Source organism: Hyalangium ruber, assembly GCF_034259325.1.
GTDB lineage: Bacteria > Myxococcota > Myxococcia > Myxococcales > Myxococcaceae > Hyalangium_A > Hyalangium_A rubrum.
Window position 1 is genome coordinate 73,955 of sequence record NZ_JAXIVS010000022.1, and the last position, 16,417, is coordinate 90,371.

Below are 16,417 nucleotides of genomic sequence, written 5' to 3' on the forward strand. Positions count from 1 at the left end.
GCGTTAAGTCCTCGCCTTCTTTTGCGTGGCCTTCTTGGCGCCAAGAATCGCGCCGAAATCGCCGACAGGGATCGGAATGCGCGCCTCGTTTCCGTATATGTCAATAAAGATCGCCATCATCATCGTTCCGAGTCGCGCGTGCGGGAAGCGGATCTCCCAGTCCAGCGCCTGCATATCTTCAGCAAAGACAACTTCGTCTAGCTCAAACAGTTGCTCTGACTCGTCATAGTCATAATCGAGGAGCACCATTGATAGGGTTTCAAAATTGGCCTTCTTTGCGAGTGGTTCGCGCACGGTGGCCACGCTCTTGAAAGTCGTCAAGCGGACGAATGCTTCGGGAGTCGCCCCCGCAGTTCGAATGCCACACTGCATTTTGAGTTCAGGCGTCTTGATGAAGTCAAAGCCCACTGCATCCACTGTTTCGTTTACTTCTCGTGAGTCCGAGGGTTGGCGCAAGGCGCGGAACTCTCTCTGGTGCAACTCATGAATGACAGAATACGGGATGCGCAGTGCGTAGTAGCGAGTGTCTTCGATGTCTATGTAATCCTGCTGAAAGCCAAAGGTGAGTGCTGGGGCAACAATAAAGACCTTGTTGCCAGCGCCTGACCCTAACGCCCGGTGGAGACTCTCGATGGTCGCTTCGTCAACGCGAGCATCCTTGTTCTTGGTGTGATTGAAAATCAGGACGCTACCGCCCTTGAGAGTGCCATCAAATTTGACTCCTCCCACCTTATGAGGGTTGTCCCGGCACTGGAAGAGTTGCAATGCAAAGAACCGCCAAGCTTCCCAGGGCAGTTCCTTGAGCTTCGAGAAATCATACAGGCCAGCATTGTAGAGCGTGAAAGGCTTTGGCGTGAGCGCTTCGCCCGTGTTCCCAATGTCAGCGCGGAGGGATAGTAAACGCTTTTGAATGGTGTAGATGGCGAGCGTGCCGCAATCAACGCCTATCCAGCGGCGTCCCAATTTCTCTGCCACAGCCAGAGTTGTGCCTGAGCCAGCGAAGCAATCCATCACCAAGTCGCCCGGCTTTGAGGTCGCCTCAATCATTAGAGCAAGCAGCGTCTCCGGTTTCTGCGTGGGATAGCCCAGGTTCTGGGTGCGATCCGCTGGTTGAAGCATTGAGAGTCGCCACACATCGTCGAGGCGCCTCTCGTCCGTCTCGATGTAGATGACATTGCCATTCGCGTCTTTGGCGTTTACGAGTTTGCCCCTCTTCGAGTCCCAGACGCGCTTGAGCAATCGTGCAGTGCCTTCTTCTCGCTCCAAATATTGGGCGTTGAATGTGAACGTGTCGCCCGCTGAATAGAGGAAGATGTTTTCGTGGTTGGATGGGAAGCGGCTGATGTTCCCCTGCATCTTGTTGTAATACCACCAGATGATCTCGTTTCGGAAACGACTCTCCCCGAAGATTTCGTCCAAGAGCACCTTGAGATAATGCCCCTTCTTCCAGTCGGTGTGGACGTAGAGGACTCCATCATCCGCGAGGAGTTCTTTGATGAGGATTAGCCGTTTGCGAATGAACTCTAGGAACTCTGCACCGGCAATCTTGTCTTGGTACGCCCTTTGATTCTGCGAACCCTGGAAGTCGCGACGGGTGGCGAAGGGCGGATCTATGTAAACGAGTTTGACGCCCTCGGTGCCATCGGCACTGCGCAGTGTCCCCGCACGCTTCTTTTCGAGGAGCGCCTTTAGAACCTGCAAGTTGTCGCCGAAAACCAACATATTCTGCCAATCTTCATCGCCCACCTTCCTCCCGCCGCCGTAGGTCCGGGCAGGTTGCAGCGGGACGGCCATCGTCTCGGCGATGACCTCCTCAGACCGCTCCTTACCTTGGTAAACGAGTTCGTATTCTCGGCGTTCCGGCGGGAAGAGGACACGCGCCCATTCGGCGGAAAGCTCCTTGCCTTCCTCAATGAGTCGGACAACCTCTTTTCGCTGTTCAGGGGTCATAGGGGGGGAGGTAACTTCCCCCAACGCGGCATGTCCAGCACGAAGGCCCGTTGATGCCCGCCCTTTCGGGGCGCGGCCCGCGTCCGCCGTGTCCGCATCCAGCTTGCCTGGACGCTCGCCACCAACCCCAGCGCTCACCACGAGGCCCATGTCCGCCGTCTCCGCATCCAGCTTGCCTGGACGCTCGCCACCAACCCCAGCGCTCACCACGAGGCCCATGTCCGCCGTCTCCGCATCCAGCTTGCCTGGACGCTCGCCACCAGCCCCAGCGCTCACCACGAGGCCAACGTCCGATGTGTCCGGCCTGGACGCTCACTGCGAACCCCAGCATTCGGGACGCGCCCGCGCACTCACCGCGAGGCGCGCGTCCGACGTGGCCGCGTCCGGCCTGCCTGGGTGCGCAGCACGAGGCCCGCGTCTACATGGCCCGTCTCGCCTGCCTGGATGCTCGCAACGAGCCCCTACACCGCGAGGCGCGCGTCGACCTCGCCCGCGTCTGGCCTGCCTGGAAGCTGTCCACGAGGCCCGCGTCACCGTGGCTACCTGTCCCGCCTGCCTGGACGCGCTAGGAGGCTCCTAGCGCGCACCGCGAAGCCCGCGTCCGACGTGGCCGCGTCCGGCCTGCCTGGACGCGCTAGGAGGCTCCTAGCGCGCACCGCGAGGCCCGCGTCACCGTGGCTACCTGTCCCGCCTGCCTGGACGCGCTAGGAGGCTCCTAGCGCGCACCGCGAGGCCCGCGTCCGACGTGGCCGCGTCCGGCCCGCCTGGACGCGCTAGGAGGCCCCAGCACTCATCACGAGGAGCGCGTCGACGTGGCCCGCGTCCGGTACAAGCGCCGCCGCCACGGCGGACGCCGGGGTAGCGCCGGGGTAGCGCCGGGGTAGCGCCGGGGTGGCGCCGGTGGTGGCGCCGGTGGTGGCGCCGGTAGTGGCGCCGGTGGTGGCGCCGGTAATTTCCGGTGGTGGCGCCGGAAATGCGCCGGAGCAACGCCGGAAATGCGCCGGGAGCAACGCCGGAAATGCGCCGGGAGCAACGCCGGAAATGCGCCGGGTGTCGCGCCGTGGGGCGGGCGGGCGGGCGCGGCTGTTGGCGCGTCCCACGCTCCACGCGGCGGCACCCTTCCAGATCACCAAGCGGGCGGGTGAATTCGCGCCGACGCTGCGCGCCTGTCGGCGCGTGAATTCGCACCGTCGATGCCGCGCGCCAAAGGGCAGGCGAAAGGGCACGGACGCCGCGCGCCAAAGGGCAGGCGAAAGGGCACGGACGCCGCGCGCCAAAGGGCAGGCGAAAGGGCGCGGACGCCGCGCGGGCGGGTGGATTCGCGGCGATGTCGCGCGCCAGCGGACGCGCGAAAGGGCGTAGACGCCGCGCGCCAGCGGATGGGCGAAAGGGCATGGATGCCGCGCCAGCGCGCACGCGAGGCGCACGCGAGGCGCACGGACGCCGCGCGCCCGCGGGGCGGGCGGATTTGTGCCGATGCCGCGCGACGAGCGCCGCGTCGACGCGCGGCTCGTGGCGAGTGCTGGGGGACGCGGCAAGCGTCCAGGCAAGCTGGACGTGGGCCTCGTGGCGCGCGCTGGGGCTCGTGGTGCCTCTCCAGGTTGGCAACGTCGGACGCGCGCCTCGTGTGCTGGGGTTGGTGGCGCTGGCGCTCGTGGTGAGCGTCTGGGCCGGACACGTCGGGCGCGCGGCTCGTGGCGCGCTCCGGGCCTCGTGGCGAGCGTCTAAGCGCCCACGTCGGACACGTCGACCCGGGCCTCGCGGTGCGCGCTGGGGCCTCGTGGCGAGCATCCAGGCCGCGAGCATCCAGGCCGAACACGGCGGCGCGCGCGGCGCCGAATGTGAGCGCGGCGCCATCCGCCAGGATGACAGCCACCGTCACGCGCCCAGTTCGGCCCGGTGGAACTCGCGCCCAGCTCGGCCCGATGAAGCACGCCCGCCTTTGGGCTTGCCTGCTAGGCCGGTGGAGCGCGCGCGCGTCGGACACTTCCAGCTCGGCCCGGTGGCGCCCACGTCGGACAGCTCCAGCTCGGCCCGCTGGTGCGCGCGCGCGTCGGACAGCTCCAGCTCGGCCCCGGTGGGCGCGCGCGTCGGACAGCTCCAGCTCGGCCCGGGGCGCGCGCCAGGACGGCAGCCATCGTCGCCGCGTCCAGCTCGGCCCGCTGGTGCGCGCGCGCGTCGGACAGCTCCAGCTCGGCCCCGGTGGCGCCCACGTCCGACAGCTCCAACTCGGGCAGGGGCGCGCAGAGTGGACAGCATTCGCCCGCGCGAGGGGCAAGCAACCTGAATCTCTGCCCCCCCGATAATCCCAGTTGTCAGAGTTATGCCCGCACTCACGGACACGAGGGGAACGCCATGCACAGAAGGATCCCCGCACACCGCTTCGCCGTCCTCTGCGTCCTAGCGCTCGCTGCTGGCGTGCTGGGCGTGGGGTGCAGTTTGGGGATGAGTGGTTGCTTGCCGGGGGACGACACAGAGACGTGTTGCCTGAAGGAGTTTCCCGGCCAATACGAGCGCTGCGTGGGGGTGACTCCAAGGGGGGGAACTCCCAAGGGCGGGACGACTCCCAAACAGAGCCCCAACCCTAAGCCTGACGAGGGGCCACAGCCCGGCCCCGGTCCAGTGCCCCCGCTGCTTCCGAAAGACCCAAGGAAGAGAGAGGAAGCCTGTCGGGAGTATTACGACCGGTGCATTGAACGTGGAGGGGAATACGAAAAGCGAGGGATGTTCGGGAGGACCATCTGTCAGTCGTGCTACGAGACGTGCAAAAAAGAGGGGTACTGGCCCGATCAGGTGAATGACTTCCCCTGTCTTGGTGGGTAGCTATGAGGCGAACGCGCAAAGATTGGTGGAACACCGTTGCAGAGGAACGCGAGTGGCTCACTCTTGGGATGAGCTACGGTGACATTCCGTTTGAGGCGCGGGTTGCAGCGCTCCTAGACCTTGAGAGGCGGTTTCTGCGCGAGGCACGGACGCGCGCAGAGCGCGAACAACTGATGCGCTTGACCGCAGAGAGCGTACTTGTTGACGCCTATCTCTTTGACCGCCCCTGGGAGGATTTCGCCCCGTGGCTGCGGCGACTCAAGCGGCTCGGGTTCACGGATCTCCACTACCGGCAAACGATCGCGTCCGTCTACGTGAAGTCCCTACCCAACTTCCCACACCGGGCGCGGGACGCATTTGCGATGCTTGCGGACGCGGATCGCCGGATACGGAGGCGACGAAAGGATCGGCCTTCCCGCCAACAACTCCTAGACAGCAGCGAAAACGCGCGCCGGGAGGTTGCGCAACGCGGGATCCTTCCCCCTGGTTCTGTCGCTCGGTAGCTCGGCCCGGTGGCGCGCGCGTCGGACTGCTCCAGCTCGGGCCATGGCGCCCACGTCCGACAGCTCCAGCTCGGTCCGGGGCGCCCACGTCCGACAGCTCCAGCTCGGCCCGGTGGCGCTCGCGTCGGACGGCTCCAGCTCGGTCCGGGGCGCCCACGTCCGACAGCTCCAGCTCGGCCCGGTGGCGCTCGCGTCGGACGGCTCCAGCTCGGCCCGGGGCGCCCACGTCCGACAGCTCCAGCTCGGCCCGGTGGCGCTCGCGTCGGACGGCTCCAGCTCGGGCCGGTGGAGGACGCCCGCAGCTTGGCGGTGCGGAAACCGGGTAGGAGAGCGCGCCCGGGGAGCACGGCGCTAGCCGCTCCCATGGCCTCTAGCACGCGCTGCCACGCCCACGGGGCGCCCCACCCCCCGGGCCTGGGCATCTCGAACGCATGGCGGCCCAGCGCTGGCAGGCGTGGGAGAAGACACGCGGCGCGCTGCTGCGGGGTGCCTGGCGCCAGGCACCCGGAACCGCTGGCGCCAGCACGCGACGCGCGGCCCCGTCGAGCGCTCCCAGCGCCCGCGCCGGGTCTGCTAGGGTGGCCTACCTCGGAGGTAACGCACCCTTGCTCTCACCTGCGACTCTGGCCCTTGCGCTGCTCCTCCTCGGGGGGACGCTGGCGCAAGCACAACCGGCGCCCACACGCGAGCCGCGCCGCCGCTCCGTCACGCTGACAGGCGCGCCGGTAGAGGCACGCATCGCCACGGGGATCCGCACGTTCCTTGTCTTCTCAGTCCCCATCCGGGGGAAGGCGGTGGAGGTGGACCCACAGCGGATCAAGGTCGTTGCGTTGGGTGACGTGATCCTTGCTATCGAGCCCTTGAGCGAACCCCGGCCCGGTGAACGCTGGACGTTGCGTGTCCCGTTGGCGGATGGGAAGGCGCCCGACGTGGCCGAGTTCTCGCTCGTCGCGCACCCCTCCGAGGTAGATACAGAGATCGACGTTGCACGGCGCGAGGAGTCGCCTACCGCCTGTCCGACGTGCGCGCCGTGCGCCGCCCTGAATCCGGCAGACGCCATCGCTTCCGGGTTCATCAGCAAGGACGGAGTGCAAACCCGGGAACTGGCCAGCTTCATGGACGCCGCAAGCGGCTTCGATTCGCAAGAGGGTTTGACCTATCGCGCGGCGGATTGGGTGCTGGTGGATGTGGAGATCATCCCCCCGCCTGGACACCCAGCATGGAGGCCAACCGGAGCCACGTTGACGAGCAAGACCGGCGAGGCGCGAGTGCGGGCGGTGAAGGTGGCACCGGGCAAGCTACCGAACGCGGTGCGGGTGCTCGTGACAACGGACAAGCCACCGCCAAGCGCGGGGCTCAAATTCACCTTGCGCCTGAACGGCCCGGACGGGGCGCAGTCCTTCTCGATTCCTGCTGTGACACTGCCGCCAGCAAAGGAGCCCAAGCGATGATCGGAGCAGTGGAACTTCAACCCGGCACTCTCCTAGACGGTTGGCAGATCGTCCGGCCCCTGCGGACGGGCGGCTTTGGTGCCGTTCACCATGCCCAGCAACAAGGGAAGGCGTTCGCGATCAAGGTCGCACTGCACCGCGAGCAGAGCGGCGACGTTGGCAAGACGCACGCGCGCGCGCTGCTCGAAATGTCGCTCCTGTTGACGCTGGATCATCCCAACATCATCAAGCCGCGCGGGTTCGGATACCTGCCGGATGGCCGCGCCTATTGCGTGCTGGAGTACGTGGAGGGCTGGACGCTGGGAGAGTGGAAGGAACGCACGTTTCCCACCTTCCGCGAACTCGCGCGCGTGTGCGCCAAGATTGCCGGGGCCATCGAGTACATGCACGCTCGCCCGCGCAAGGTGTTTCACCGTGACTTGAAGTTGTCCAACGTGATGATCAGCAGCAGCACGGGCGAGCCGGTGATCATCGACCTCGGCGCCGCGACCTACGAGAACGCCGAGGAGTTGACGACAACGCCGCTGCCCCCAGGCACGGACCGCTATCGCTCGCCCGAGGCGTGGGATTTCTACTACCAGCAGCGCCACACCCCCGGGGCACGCTACCCGTTCAAGGTGACGGATGAACTGTTCGCCGTGGGAGTGATGCTCTACGAATTGCTCACGGTTCCGCTGCCTGCCAAGGAACCGCCTCGGCTCGACTTCTCGGAGCGCATGGCGAATCTGCGAGCTGCCCGCGAGGTGAACCCGCGTGTGCCGGAAGCATGGAGCGCTCTAGTGGAGGACTTGCTAGCGCACGATCCGGCGCAAAGGCCGGTAAACTTCAAGGCGCTGCGGAGCAGGCTGGAAGAGTTGGCCAACCACCCGGGGCCGGAACACGCGGCAGAGGTGCACGCGCCCTCAGCGCAGCGCCAGCCCCCGCCCGGCAACGGGGCGCGAAGGAAACAGGGTTGGCGCAAGGTGCTGGCATGGGCTGACAAGCAGGCAGCCCGCCTCCGTGGCCGACTCCAACCGCGCGCGCTTGTCGCCAGGGTGCCGGCCTCTCGCCGGCAATGGCGCAAGCCTCTGGCATTCGCGGGCATGGTGGCTGCCGTCGTGGTGGCTGCTGCTGCTGCCGCGTGGCTGACGCATGGTGAACGCCCCGCGCCCGCATCGGCGCCCGCTCCCGCGTCGGTGCCCGCGCCGAAAGTGGCCACCGCGCCAGCCGTCCCGACTGCCCCGGCGCTTCCCCCTGTGAAGCCCCCGCCCGTGTCTGCTCCCGCTCCCGCAACTGCACCGAAGGAAGGATCCACCGTGAAGCCCAAGCCGCCCGATGCTCCCAAGTCGCCCCGTGCCGCACGCGCGCTGAAAGCAGCCCCCGCCCCGAACGATCCCGGCTTCCCGGCGTGGTGCAAGGCGCTGCCGCTGGCGCTCGCCATGGCTACCGAGGGGTGCGCGTCCATCCGTATCAAAGCCGAGCCCTTCGAGTGTCCGCCCGGGGCGAAAGAAGCCATGGAGAAACTAGGCTGGATGGAAGACGGGATTGGCCGTGCATCCTTAGCCGTGAAACTCGACGAGAGAGGCCCCGAGCGTGGCGCGTGGACGTTCACACTGGGAGCCCCGGTTACCGGCGTCCTCAAGGGCGCCGATAGAGGGGAGGTCCCGGCAGGCTCCCTGCTCTACGGCACGGCCTACAAGACCGATGCGCTCCCAGACGCCCCCCTCGGAGAACTCCGCATCATCTACGACCACGTAGAGATCCCCGGCAAAGGAAAGTTTCCCGTGTGCGTTGTCTCGCAACGCTCCGCGATTAGGGAATTGAAGGACAATAAGGCGACGGCGCAAGCGAACGTGGGAGCAGGCCCCGTCTCAAGTTGGGAGCCGCCGCGCGACTAGGGCAGGGTCGCGGCCCCCAGCTCAGGCCGGGGCGCCCACGTCGGATGGCTCCAGCTCGGCCCGATGGCGCGTGCCAGGACGGCAGCCATCCTCGCCGCGTCCAGCTCGGCCCGGTGGCGCGCACGTCGGACAGCTCCAGCTCGGCCCGGTGGCGCGCGCGTGCGTCGGACAGCTCCAGCTCGGCTCGGTGGTGCGCGCCAGGACGGCAGCCATCGTCGCCGCGTCTGCTCGGCCCCGGTGTGCGCGCGCTGGACAGCTCCAGCTCGGCCCGGTGGCGCGCGCGTGCGTCGGACAGCTCCAACTCGGCCCGGGGCGCGTGCGTCGGACCGCTCCAGCTCGGCCCCGGTGGCGCGCGCGTCTGACTGCTCTAGCTCGGCCCGGTAGTGCCCACGTTGGACAGCTCCAACTCGGCCCCAGTGGCGCGCACCTCGGACAGCTCCAGCTCGGGCCGCGTCGAGACTCCCGAGCGTTACGTGGTGCATTTGTGTGGCAGCGCTGGAAATTCGCCGGTTTTTGAACGCGCCCGCCCAACCTCCCCCGTCGTTCCCCCTGCCCCCATGTGCCGGGTAGTTTCTCCTCCCGTCGCGCGGCGCCCCGCTCGCGTTCCTCTAGGAGTCTCCATCCATGGCCTCCGTCACAGGCCCCCAGTTACCCGAGGGGGTGATCCTCTTCTCCCTGGGCGATTTCTCTTATGCCTTCCTCCGAGTCCTGGAGACGACCAACCACGGCGAAACGGTGATGATCGTGCAGCAGCGCTCACGCCTGGGACCGGAAGGAAACTACATCGCGCGACGGGTTCTGCCCACCTCGCCCACGCACGATCCCGAATCGCTCGCCAGGATCCGCGCTCGGCTTGAAGAAGAGGCGCGGCTGGCCACCTACCTGGATCATCCCAACATCGCCCGTGTTCTGGGGCGGGCCGAGTCTCACGGGGTTCTCTACATCCTGTGCGAGCGAGTCTCAGGCACCCGGCTAGACACCATCGTGACAGCCGCGAGCATGCGGGGTGTCTGCCTGTCGGCGGGCTTTGCGCTCCACGTGGGCGCCGAAGTGGCGAGCGCTCTACACCACGCGCACACGCGCACGGACGAGCAGGGCCGCCCGCTCGGCATCATTCACCGAGACGTGAACCCCGCCCGCATCTACGTGAAGGGTGACGGCTCGATCAGGCTCACGGATTTTGCGCTTGCCCGCTCGCTGTTACCGGGCCGGGTGGCAACCTCGGTGCCGCGCCCGCAGGGGGATGCCTTCTACGGCGCCCCCGAGGCACTGCTAGGCGAGCCGATGGATCCGCGCTCGGATCTGTTCGCGCTCGGCTTGGTGATGCTGGAGATCGTCACGGGACGAGGGCTCTACGGCACGCTCACGGTGCGGGCCTCTGACTTGGAGGAGGCGCTAACGCCCGACGTTCGCGCGAAGGTGGTCGCCGCTCACAACATCGCCACGCTTGCGGAACTGCCCGAGCAGGTAGACGACTACATTCTGCGGGCTGCCACGTACACCGCGCAGGAGGTAGAGGAACTGACGGAGGACGTTTTCCCCCCGCTCCGCTCCATCCTCCGAACGTTGCTCCAGCGGCGCCCGGAGGATCGCTACCCGTCAGCGGCAGCGCTACAGGACGATCTCCGCAAGGGGCTGGCTGCGTTGGGCGCGCCCTATGGAGCCCCCGAGGCTATCGCGGAGTTGCAGCGCATCTCGAAGGCCGCGCGCATGCACAAGGACGTAGGCGGCCCCACTGCACAGGATTCCGCGTCCACGACGCGCAAGCTGTCCGCTGATCACGTGATCACGACGCCGGGTAGCTCCGCGTAGCACTCGGCTCCCTCTTCGCTCTCAGCCCCGCAGCCCGCATCGGCATCGCGCCGAGACGGGATCGGCTTGCCTCTGACCTTGGAGGGGGGACAGGCCGATCCCATCGGAGCGCGTGCCACTGGCCACACCGAGGGGAGCGGCGTGGCCAGTGCGAAGCGACTGGGGGCGCCCTGCATCCTTGGGGGCGCCCCTGGTCGCGGCAGTTCACCGCGCCCGGTGAGCTGATCGGCTGCCTGCCTCTCTCCCTGCCATGTGCCCCCGGCTTGTGTGTTTCGTGCTGGCGCGGCGCGCGAGGTTCCCACGATGACAGGCCACCAGACAGCACGGCCCGCAGAGGCCCTCTCTCAGCGCAAGGCCCGCAGTCAGCGTTCCCCGCTTCCTCGGGACGCGAAGCGCCAAGAGCAACGGCTCGGGGCTACGCTCGGAAGGGCGTTGCGAGCGGCGCGGATGCGCGCGGGGCTCACTCAGGCCGAGATTGCCGAGAGCGTCGGCATTGTTCCCGAGGTGTTCGGGCGGATGGAGCGCGGGAAGATGCTTCCCAGCCTGCCCACGCTGTTCCGGCTGTGCGTGGCCCTGCGAAGTGGCCCGCACGAACTGATGGGCTTCGCCCCCGTGGCCAGTCTGCCGCAAGCGGCACAGCTCGAAGTTCCGCCCGAACTGGCACCCACGCCCGAAATGCGGCGCCTGCTGCGCCTGCTGGGACGGCTTCAAGGTCTCCAGCTCAAGCTGATCTTGCGCCTCGTGATGGCCTTCATAGCGGAGCCCAAGCGCCCCCGGCGCGAGAGGAGGGATCGAGGATGACCACGCCCCCGCAGCAAGACGCCCCGACGATGTTCTATCCCCTCAACCCCTGCGGCCATCTTCGCGGCCCCGGTGGCGGTTGCATCGGCTCCCCCGAGTGCAAGCGCGAGCCTGTCAGCGCGGACAAGCTGGGGGAGTTGGTGCAACGTGCTGGAGAACTCCGCGCGCGGCTCGTGGCCCATCCTTCCCAGGCGTTCACAGGGGAAGGCCGCGCGACCGTCGCGGACAAGCTCGGAGCGGCGGTGAGTCTGGGAGAGTGCCTTAGCGCGGTGCTGGCCAACTTGCTGGATCACAAGGCCATCCTGACGACGGAGGAACAGGCGACGCTGGCCACCATCGGCGCGAACGTGGAGATGCGGGTGCGGGATCTCTGCGACTTCCTGACGACTTGGACAGGTGGGGTCCCTTCGTGAAGCAAGGCGCGTCCTGACGTGCTCCAGAGGCCCCCAATGGTCCGATTGGGGGGGACCAAGGGGACCAAAAAAGGACCAAATCCGCTGGACTCGTGCGGACTCGTGTGGACGCTTCGAGGGGCCGCTTTTCAGAGGGAAACAGAGGGGAGCGCCGTTTTTCAGAGCGGGCCGGTTTCCCCCCTACACGGCTTCGATTCCCGCCGCCTCCACTCTCCGGTATCCAGGCCTCGCTGCCTGACCGGCTCCAGCACGTTCGGGCTGCGAGCCGGTCGCCAGGGGGAGCGGACTGCGGGCTCGGGCCTGGTCAGATCTGGGCCATTCCGCCATCGGCGAAGAGCTCGGCGCCGTTGACGAAGCTCGAGTCGTCCGTGGCGAGGAACAGGACGGCCTTGGCGATCTCGTCCGTCTCGGCGAGGCGGCCCAGCGGTACCTGCGTCGCGAGGTAGTCGAGCAGTCCCTGCTGCTGGGCGGCCTCCGGCCCTCCGAGCTCGGCCAGCCCCGGGGTGCGGGTGGGGCCCGGGCTGATCACGTTGACGCGGATGCCGCGCCCCTTGAGGTCGAGGACCCAGCTGCGGGCGAAGTTGCGCACCGCCGCCTTGCTGGCGCCGTAGACGCTGAAGGCCGCCGTGCCCATGGTGCCGGACGTCGAGCCCATCAGGATGATCGAGGCCCCCTTCGTCAGCAGGGGCAGCGCCTTCTGGACGGTGAAGAGCACGCCCTTCACGTTGCGATTGAAGGTGTCATCGAAGTGCTCTTCGGTGATGGCGCCAAGCTGCAACATGCTGCCGCCGCCCGCATTGGTGAACAGCACGTCGAGCCGGCCCTTCTGCGTCTTGATCGTCTCGAAGAGCCGGTCGAGATCGGCGAGGTTGGCCGAGTCGGCCCGGATACCGGTCGCATGGGGGCCGATGGCGGCGACGGCGGCATCGAGTTCCGTCTGGCGGCGGCCGGTGATGAAGACATGGGCACCTTCCGCGGCGAAGCGCCTGGCCGTGGCGAGGCCGATACCGCTGGTGGCACCCGTGACGAGGGCGATCTTTCCTTCGAGCTTGCGAGACATGGGGACCTCCGGTGTGGATGGGCCAAGAGGTATCGACACGGTCGACCTTGCGAAATAGAAAGGGCTGCAAACCATCGTTGCAGGATTGTCGATGTCCAAGCTGCCGGATTTCGAAGGGTTGGCGATGTTCGCCAAGGTCACGGAGGAGCGCTCCTTCGCTGCGGCGGCGCGAGCCCTGGGGGTCTCCGTGGCGACGGTGTCGCGCGGTGTCACGCGGCTGGAGGAGCGGCTCGGTGCGCGGCTCTTCAACCGGACCTCGCGCCAGCTGGCGCTGACGGAGTTCGGGCGGACCATCGCGGAGCGCGCCAGCCGCATCTATCGCGATGCCGAGGAACTCGAGGGCACCGTCCGGGAGCTCTCCGTTCGCCCCCGCGGTGTCGTCCGCCTGGCGGTGCCGATGTCGTTCGGGCTGCGCTGGGTGGCGCCAATCCTGCCGGACTTCTTCCGCGCCTATCCGGAGGTCTCGATCGATCTCCACCTGTCCGATGCGACGGTGGACCTCGTGGGGCAGGGCTTCGATGCGGCGCTCCGCATCGCCGTCATGCTGGACTCCTCGATGGTGGCGCGACGGCTGTGTCCGGTGTCCCGCTTCATCGTCGCGGCGCCGAGCTACCTGAAGCGGCATGGCACTCCTCGGCACCCCCGGGAGCTGATCGGCCGGCCCTGCCTGGGCTACGCCTATCGTGCGCGGAGTGATGCCTGGCGCTTCGTCAACAAGGCTGGCGAGGAGGAGACCTTCACGCCGGCCGGCCCGCTGCGAGTGACCAATGCGGACGCCCTGGTGCCGACGATCCTCGCGGGACTCGCCATCGCCGAGCTGCCGGAGTTCATCGCCAGTGAGTACCTCCGGGATGGGCGGATGAAGACTCTCCTGTCGGACTGGACCGTGGCCACGGGCGGCCTCTACTTCGTGACCCCTTCGGCGCGCACGCGCCCCGCCAAGGTGGAGGTGCTCGCCAACTTCCTGGCGGAGCGGCTCTCGAAGCCCGCCTGGAGATGGCCTCCGTCCTGACTTCGCCTCTCCCCTCCGGAGAGCGGTTACGCCGGGGCAAGCGGGGTCGGTTCTACCGGTGCTGCGCTGGCCGCCGACGCGGCGGCGCGCCCACATTACAAGCGTCGCGCCTCTCAGCGTCACCGATAACACCTGCCGACCCCTCGCCCCTCAACACCCTACGGCCTGGGGTGTCCCTCACTCCCGGGCATCATCTCCGCCGATTCGAGAGGAGCACTGGGCGTTTGGGAAGGTGGCGCAGCCCCATCCAGACGAGAGAGGAGATATGCGCGGCAACCTCCTCGACAGGCGGCTTGCGCACACCCGTCCACCACTGTCCGACGAAGGTGACCATGCCGACCAGGGCATGGGCGTAGATCGGCGCCACCTTGGGATCGTAGCCCGCGGCCTTGAACGAGGTGACGAAGATATGACCGACGCGCTCGGCCACATCATTGAGCAGCGACGACATCCCACCGCGAGCAGAGGTCACAGGTGTGTCGTGAGCGAGGACGGCAAAGCCATCGGGGTGCTCCTTCACATACGTCAGAAACGCGATGGCTGCCTGTTCGACGCGTTCACGGGAACTGCCCACCGCGATGGCCTCGGCGACGCGCCTGACCACGTACTCCATCTCACGGTCTACGATGACTGCGTACAGGCCCTCCTTGCCACCGAAGTGCTCGTAGATGACGGGCTTGGAGACCTTCGCCACCTCGGCGATTTCCTCGACCGAAGCCGCCTCGTAGCCGCGTCGGGCAAAGACAGAGCGTCCGACGTCGATGAGCTGGGCGCGTCGAGCAGAGGCAGGGAGACGTTGAGCACGGCTGGCCATCGAAGAGCACTCTAGTACACACGCTCCGACCCTGCTCCGCCTTTCCCCCGTGCGGCTCGCAGCGCGTTCCTGATGAACGCCCGAGGGTTCTCTTAGCAACCTACGCCAACGTAGTTTTGGCACGCGTTCATGCCGCTCGGGTTTGACAATGAATCTACGCTTGCGTAACCTCCGCAGGCGTAGGTTTCGAGACGAGCTGGCCGCGCTCGATGGCGGAGCGCACCCACCGTGCCCGTCACACTGCGGCCCCCATCGATTCAACGCGGTCCCCAGTCCCCCATGCCGGAGGTGCGCTTTGTCCTGGTTGCGTGCGTTCGCTGTGTCCGTGGTTTTGTTGCTGTGCGTGGCCGCCGGTCCTGCGTCGGCGTCCTCTTCGTTCCAGGTCGTCAACTTCCCCACGCGGGATGGAGTGACCCTGACGGGCAACGTCTTCACGCCCGATACGACAGGGAAGCACCCGGCAATCATCTTCATCACCAGTTGGGCGCTGCCCAGCGTGGAGTACTACGTACAGGCGCAGCGGTTCGCCGATGCCGGGTACGTCGTGGTCTCGTACACCCCCCGAGGCTTCTGGTCATCGGGGGGCACCATCGACACGGCTGGCCCCAAGGACATCGGCGACCTGAGCGAAATCATCAACTGGACGATTGCCAATACTCCCACGGATCCGACTCGCATCGGTGCGGCGGGCGTGTCCTATGGCGCGGGCATGGCGTTGATCGGCTCGGCCTTTGACTCACGTATCCGTGCCGTGGCCGCGCTGAGCTGCTGGACGGATCTCACGTACTCGCTGTTCTCGAACCAGACGCGCCATCTGCAGAGCGCCGGGCTGCTGTGGCTCTCGGCGGAGTTGACCGGACAGCCCTCGGCGGAGCTGCAGCAGGCCCTCTCGAACTTCTTCGACAACCAGAACCTGGACAGCGTCATCGCCTACGCGCAGGTGCGCAGCGCCGCGACGTACCTGAATCGCATCAACACGAACCGTCCGGCCATCCTCATGGCCAACGCCTACGGCGACACCTTCTTCGGGCCGAATCAGCTCGCCGACTTCTTCACCCGGCTGACGGGGCCGAAGCGGCTCGAGCTCCGTCCGGGTGACCACGCCATCGCCGAGCTGACCGGCATCATCGGCCTGCCCAATGACGCCTGGACGAGCACGCGTCGCTGGTTCGACCAGTACCTGCGCGGCGTGGACACGGGCATCGCCTCGGAGAACCCGGTTCAGCTCCAGCTCCGGGGCCAGAGCACCTATGAGTCGTACCCGTCGTGGAGCGCCGTCTCGACGAGCACCGCGCGCTACAACCTGAGCGAGATTCACTGGTGGAGCAACGAGGGAGACCTCATGACGGGCTCGCAGACGGGCTGGAGCAAGACGATTCTCGCGGGCGATGACACCGTCGCCAACGGAGGCGTGGTGCTGCTGACGAACGGCGCGGAGGCCATCACGGGTGAACCGCCCACTGCGTGGATTCCAGCGGTGGACCGGTCGAATGCGGCAGTCTGGCAGTCGGACTGGCTGACGAGCCCGCGACGCGTGCGCGGTACCCCGCACCTGCGCCTGACCGTCACTCCGGGTAGCTCCGGTCAGACGACGGTCCTCGCCTACCTCTACGACACGGACTGGGGAGGGACGGGGAGCCTCGTCACACACGTCGCGGTCACGCTCCGAGACGCCGTTGCTGGCCAGCCCTACGCCGTGGACGTGGACTTCCTTTCGACTGCCTATGACATTCCGAGCGGCCATCGCCTCTCGCTCGTCCTCGACACCGTCGATCCGCTCTACGCGGACAAGGCGCCAGCCTTCTCCACGGTGCGGTTCTCCTCGCCGTCGAGCAGCCCGTCCTATGTGTCTCTGCCACTGAAGTGAGACGAGGCGCTGTCGGCACATCTGGTGGATCATG

At 67.0% G+C, this 16,417-nt stretch carries 11 protein-coding genes; 8 read left to right on the forward strand and 3 right to left on the reverse strand.

All coding sequences use genetic code 11. The features are described from left to right. Positions 1-3 precede the first annotated feature (3 nt). Positions 4-2,169 (reverse strand): site-specific DNA-methyltransferase, encoded by a 2,166-nt coding sequence (locus SYV04_RS40220; RefSeq protein WP_321551393.1) that lies wholly within the window; start codon positions 2,167-2,169, stop codon positions 4-6. Positions 2,170-5,319: 3,150 nt separating this feature from the next. Here SYV04_RS40220 and SYV04_RS40225 point away from each other — a divergent pair. From SYV04_RS40225 to SYV04_RS40250, 6 genes are all read left to right on the forward strand, one after another. Then, positions 5,320-5,631, forward strand: a complete 312-nt coding sequence (locus SYV04_RS40225) for a hypothetical protein (protein ID WP_321551394.1) — start codon at positions 5,320-5,322, stop codon at positions 5,629-5,631. Positions 5,632-5,881: 250 nt separating this feature from the next. After that, entirely contained in the window at positions 5,882-6,727 is an 846-nt protein-coding gene (locus SYV04_RS40230; RefSeq protein WP_321551395.1) for a DUF2381 family protein, read from the forward strand. Then, positions 6,724-8,604: a serine/threonine protein kinase gene (locus tag SYV04_RS40235; RefSeq protein ID WP_321551396.1), complete on the forward strand. Its 1,881-nt coding sequence runs from the start codon at positions 6,724-6,726 to the stop codon at positions 8,602-8,604. The genes SYV04_RS40230 and SYV04_RS40235 overlap by 4 nt, the downstream gene beginning before the upstream one ends. A gap of 624 nt (positions 8,605-9,228) precedes the next feature. Further along, a complete protein-coding gene (locus SYV04_RS40240; protein ID WP_321551397.1) occupies positions 9,229-10,416 on the forward strand; it encodes a serine/threonine-protein kinase in 1,188 nt (395 codons plus the stop codon). A 432-nt stretch (positions 10,417-10,848) separates the two neighbouring features. After that, positions 10,849-11,217: a helix-turn-helix transcriptional regulator gene (locus SYV04_RS40245; protein WP_321551398.1), complete on the forward strand. Its 369-nt coding sequence runs from the start codon at positions 10,849-10,851 to the stop codon at positions 11,215-11,217. Next, positions 11,214-11,630, forward strand: a complete 417-nt coding sequence (locus tag SYV04_RS40250) for a hypothetical protein (RefSeq protein ID WP_321551399.1) — start codon at positions 11,214-11,216, stop codon at positions 11,628-11,630. The genes SYV04_RS40245 and SYV04_RS40250 overlap by 4 nt, the downstream gene beginning before the upstream one ends. Positions 11,631-11,934: 304 nt before the next feature. Here SYV04_RS40250 and SYV04_RS40255 read toward each other — a convergent pair whose 3' ends face one another. After that, on the reverse strand, positions 11,935-12,690 hold the full coding sequence (locus SYV04_RS40255; protein WP_321551400.1) for an SDR family oxidoreductase: 756 nt from the start codon (positions 12,688-12,690) through the stop codon (positions 11,935-11,937). Between the two features lie 91 nt (positions 12,691-12,781). Between SYV04_RS40255 and SYV04_RS40260 the strand changes: the two genes are divergently transcribed. Further along, entirely contained in the window at positions 12,782-13,702 is a 921-nt protein-coding gene (locus SYV04_RS40260) for a LysR family transcriptional regulator (RefSeq protein WP_321551401.1), read from the forward strand. A 190-nt stretch (positions 13,703-13,892) separates the two neighbouring features. Here the strand turns inward: SYV04_RS40260 and SYV04_RS40265 are convergent, their stop codons facing one another. Next, the gene (locus SYV04_RS40265) at positions 13,893-14,516 is read right to left on the reverse strand and encodes a TetR/AcrR family transcriptional regulator (RefSeq protein WP_321551402.1); all 624 of its coding nucleotides are present in this window, start codon (positions 14,514-14,516) and stop codon (positions 13,893-13,895) included. A 295-nt stretch (positions 14,517-14,811) separates the two neighbouring features. On the opposite strand from SYV04_RS40265, the gene SYV04_RS40270 reads away from it, so the two are divergent. Then, positions 14,812-16,383 carry a CocE/NonD family hydrolase gene (locus SYV04_RS40270; protein WP_321551403.1) on the forward strand — a complete coding sequence of 524 codons (1,572 nt, stop codon included), beginning with the start codon at positions 14,812-14,814 and terminating at the stop codon, positions 16,381-16,383. Positions 16,384-16,417 lie beyond the last annotated feature (34 nt).

Excerpts from the sequence above, each read along its gene's own strand:
- SYV04_RS40225 (WP_321551394.1), top strand. The coding sequence starts at position 5,320 with ATGGCGCCCACGTCCGACAGCTCCAGCTCGGTCCGGGGCGCCCACGTC.
- SYV04_RS40220 (WP_321551393.1), bottom strand. The coding sequence starts at position 2,169 with ATGGGCCTCGTGGTGAGCGCTGGGGTTGGTGGCGAGCGTCCAGGCAAG.
- SYV04_RS40260 (WP_321551401.1), top strand. The coding sequence starts at position 12,782 with ATGTCCAAGCTGCCGGATTTCGAAGGGTTGGCGATGTTCGCCAAGGTC.
- SYV04_RS40235 (WP_321551396.1), top strand. The coding sequence starts at position 6,724 with ATGATCGGAGCAGTGGAACTTCAACCCGGCACTCTCCTAGACGGTTGG.
- SYV04_RS40240 (WP_321551397.1), top strand. The coding sequence starts at position 9,229 with ATGGCCTCCGTCACAGGCCCCCAGTTACCCGAGGGGGTGATCCTCTTC.
- SYV04_RS40250 (WP_321551399.1), top strand. The coding sequence starts at position 11,214 with ATGACCACGCCCCCGCAGCAAGACGCCCCGACGATGTTCTATCCCCTC.
- SYV04_RS40265 (WP_321551402.1), bottom strand. The coding sequence starts at position 14,516 with ATGGCCAGCCGTGCTCAACGTCTCCCTGCCTCTGCTCGACGCGCCCAG.
- SYV04_RS40255 (WP_321551400.1), bottom strand. The coding sequence starts at position 12,690 with ATGTCTCGCAAGCTCGAAGGAAAGATCGCCCTCGTCACGGGTGCCACC.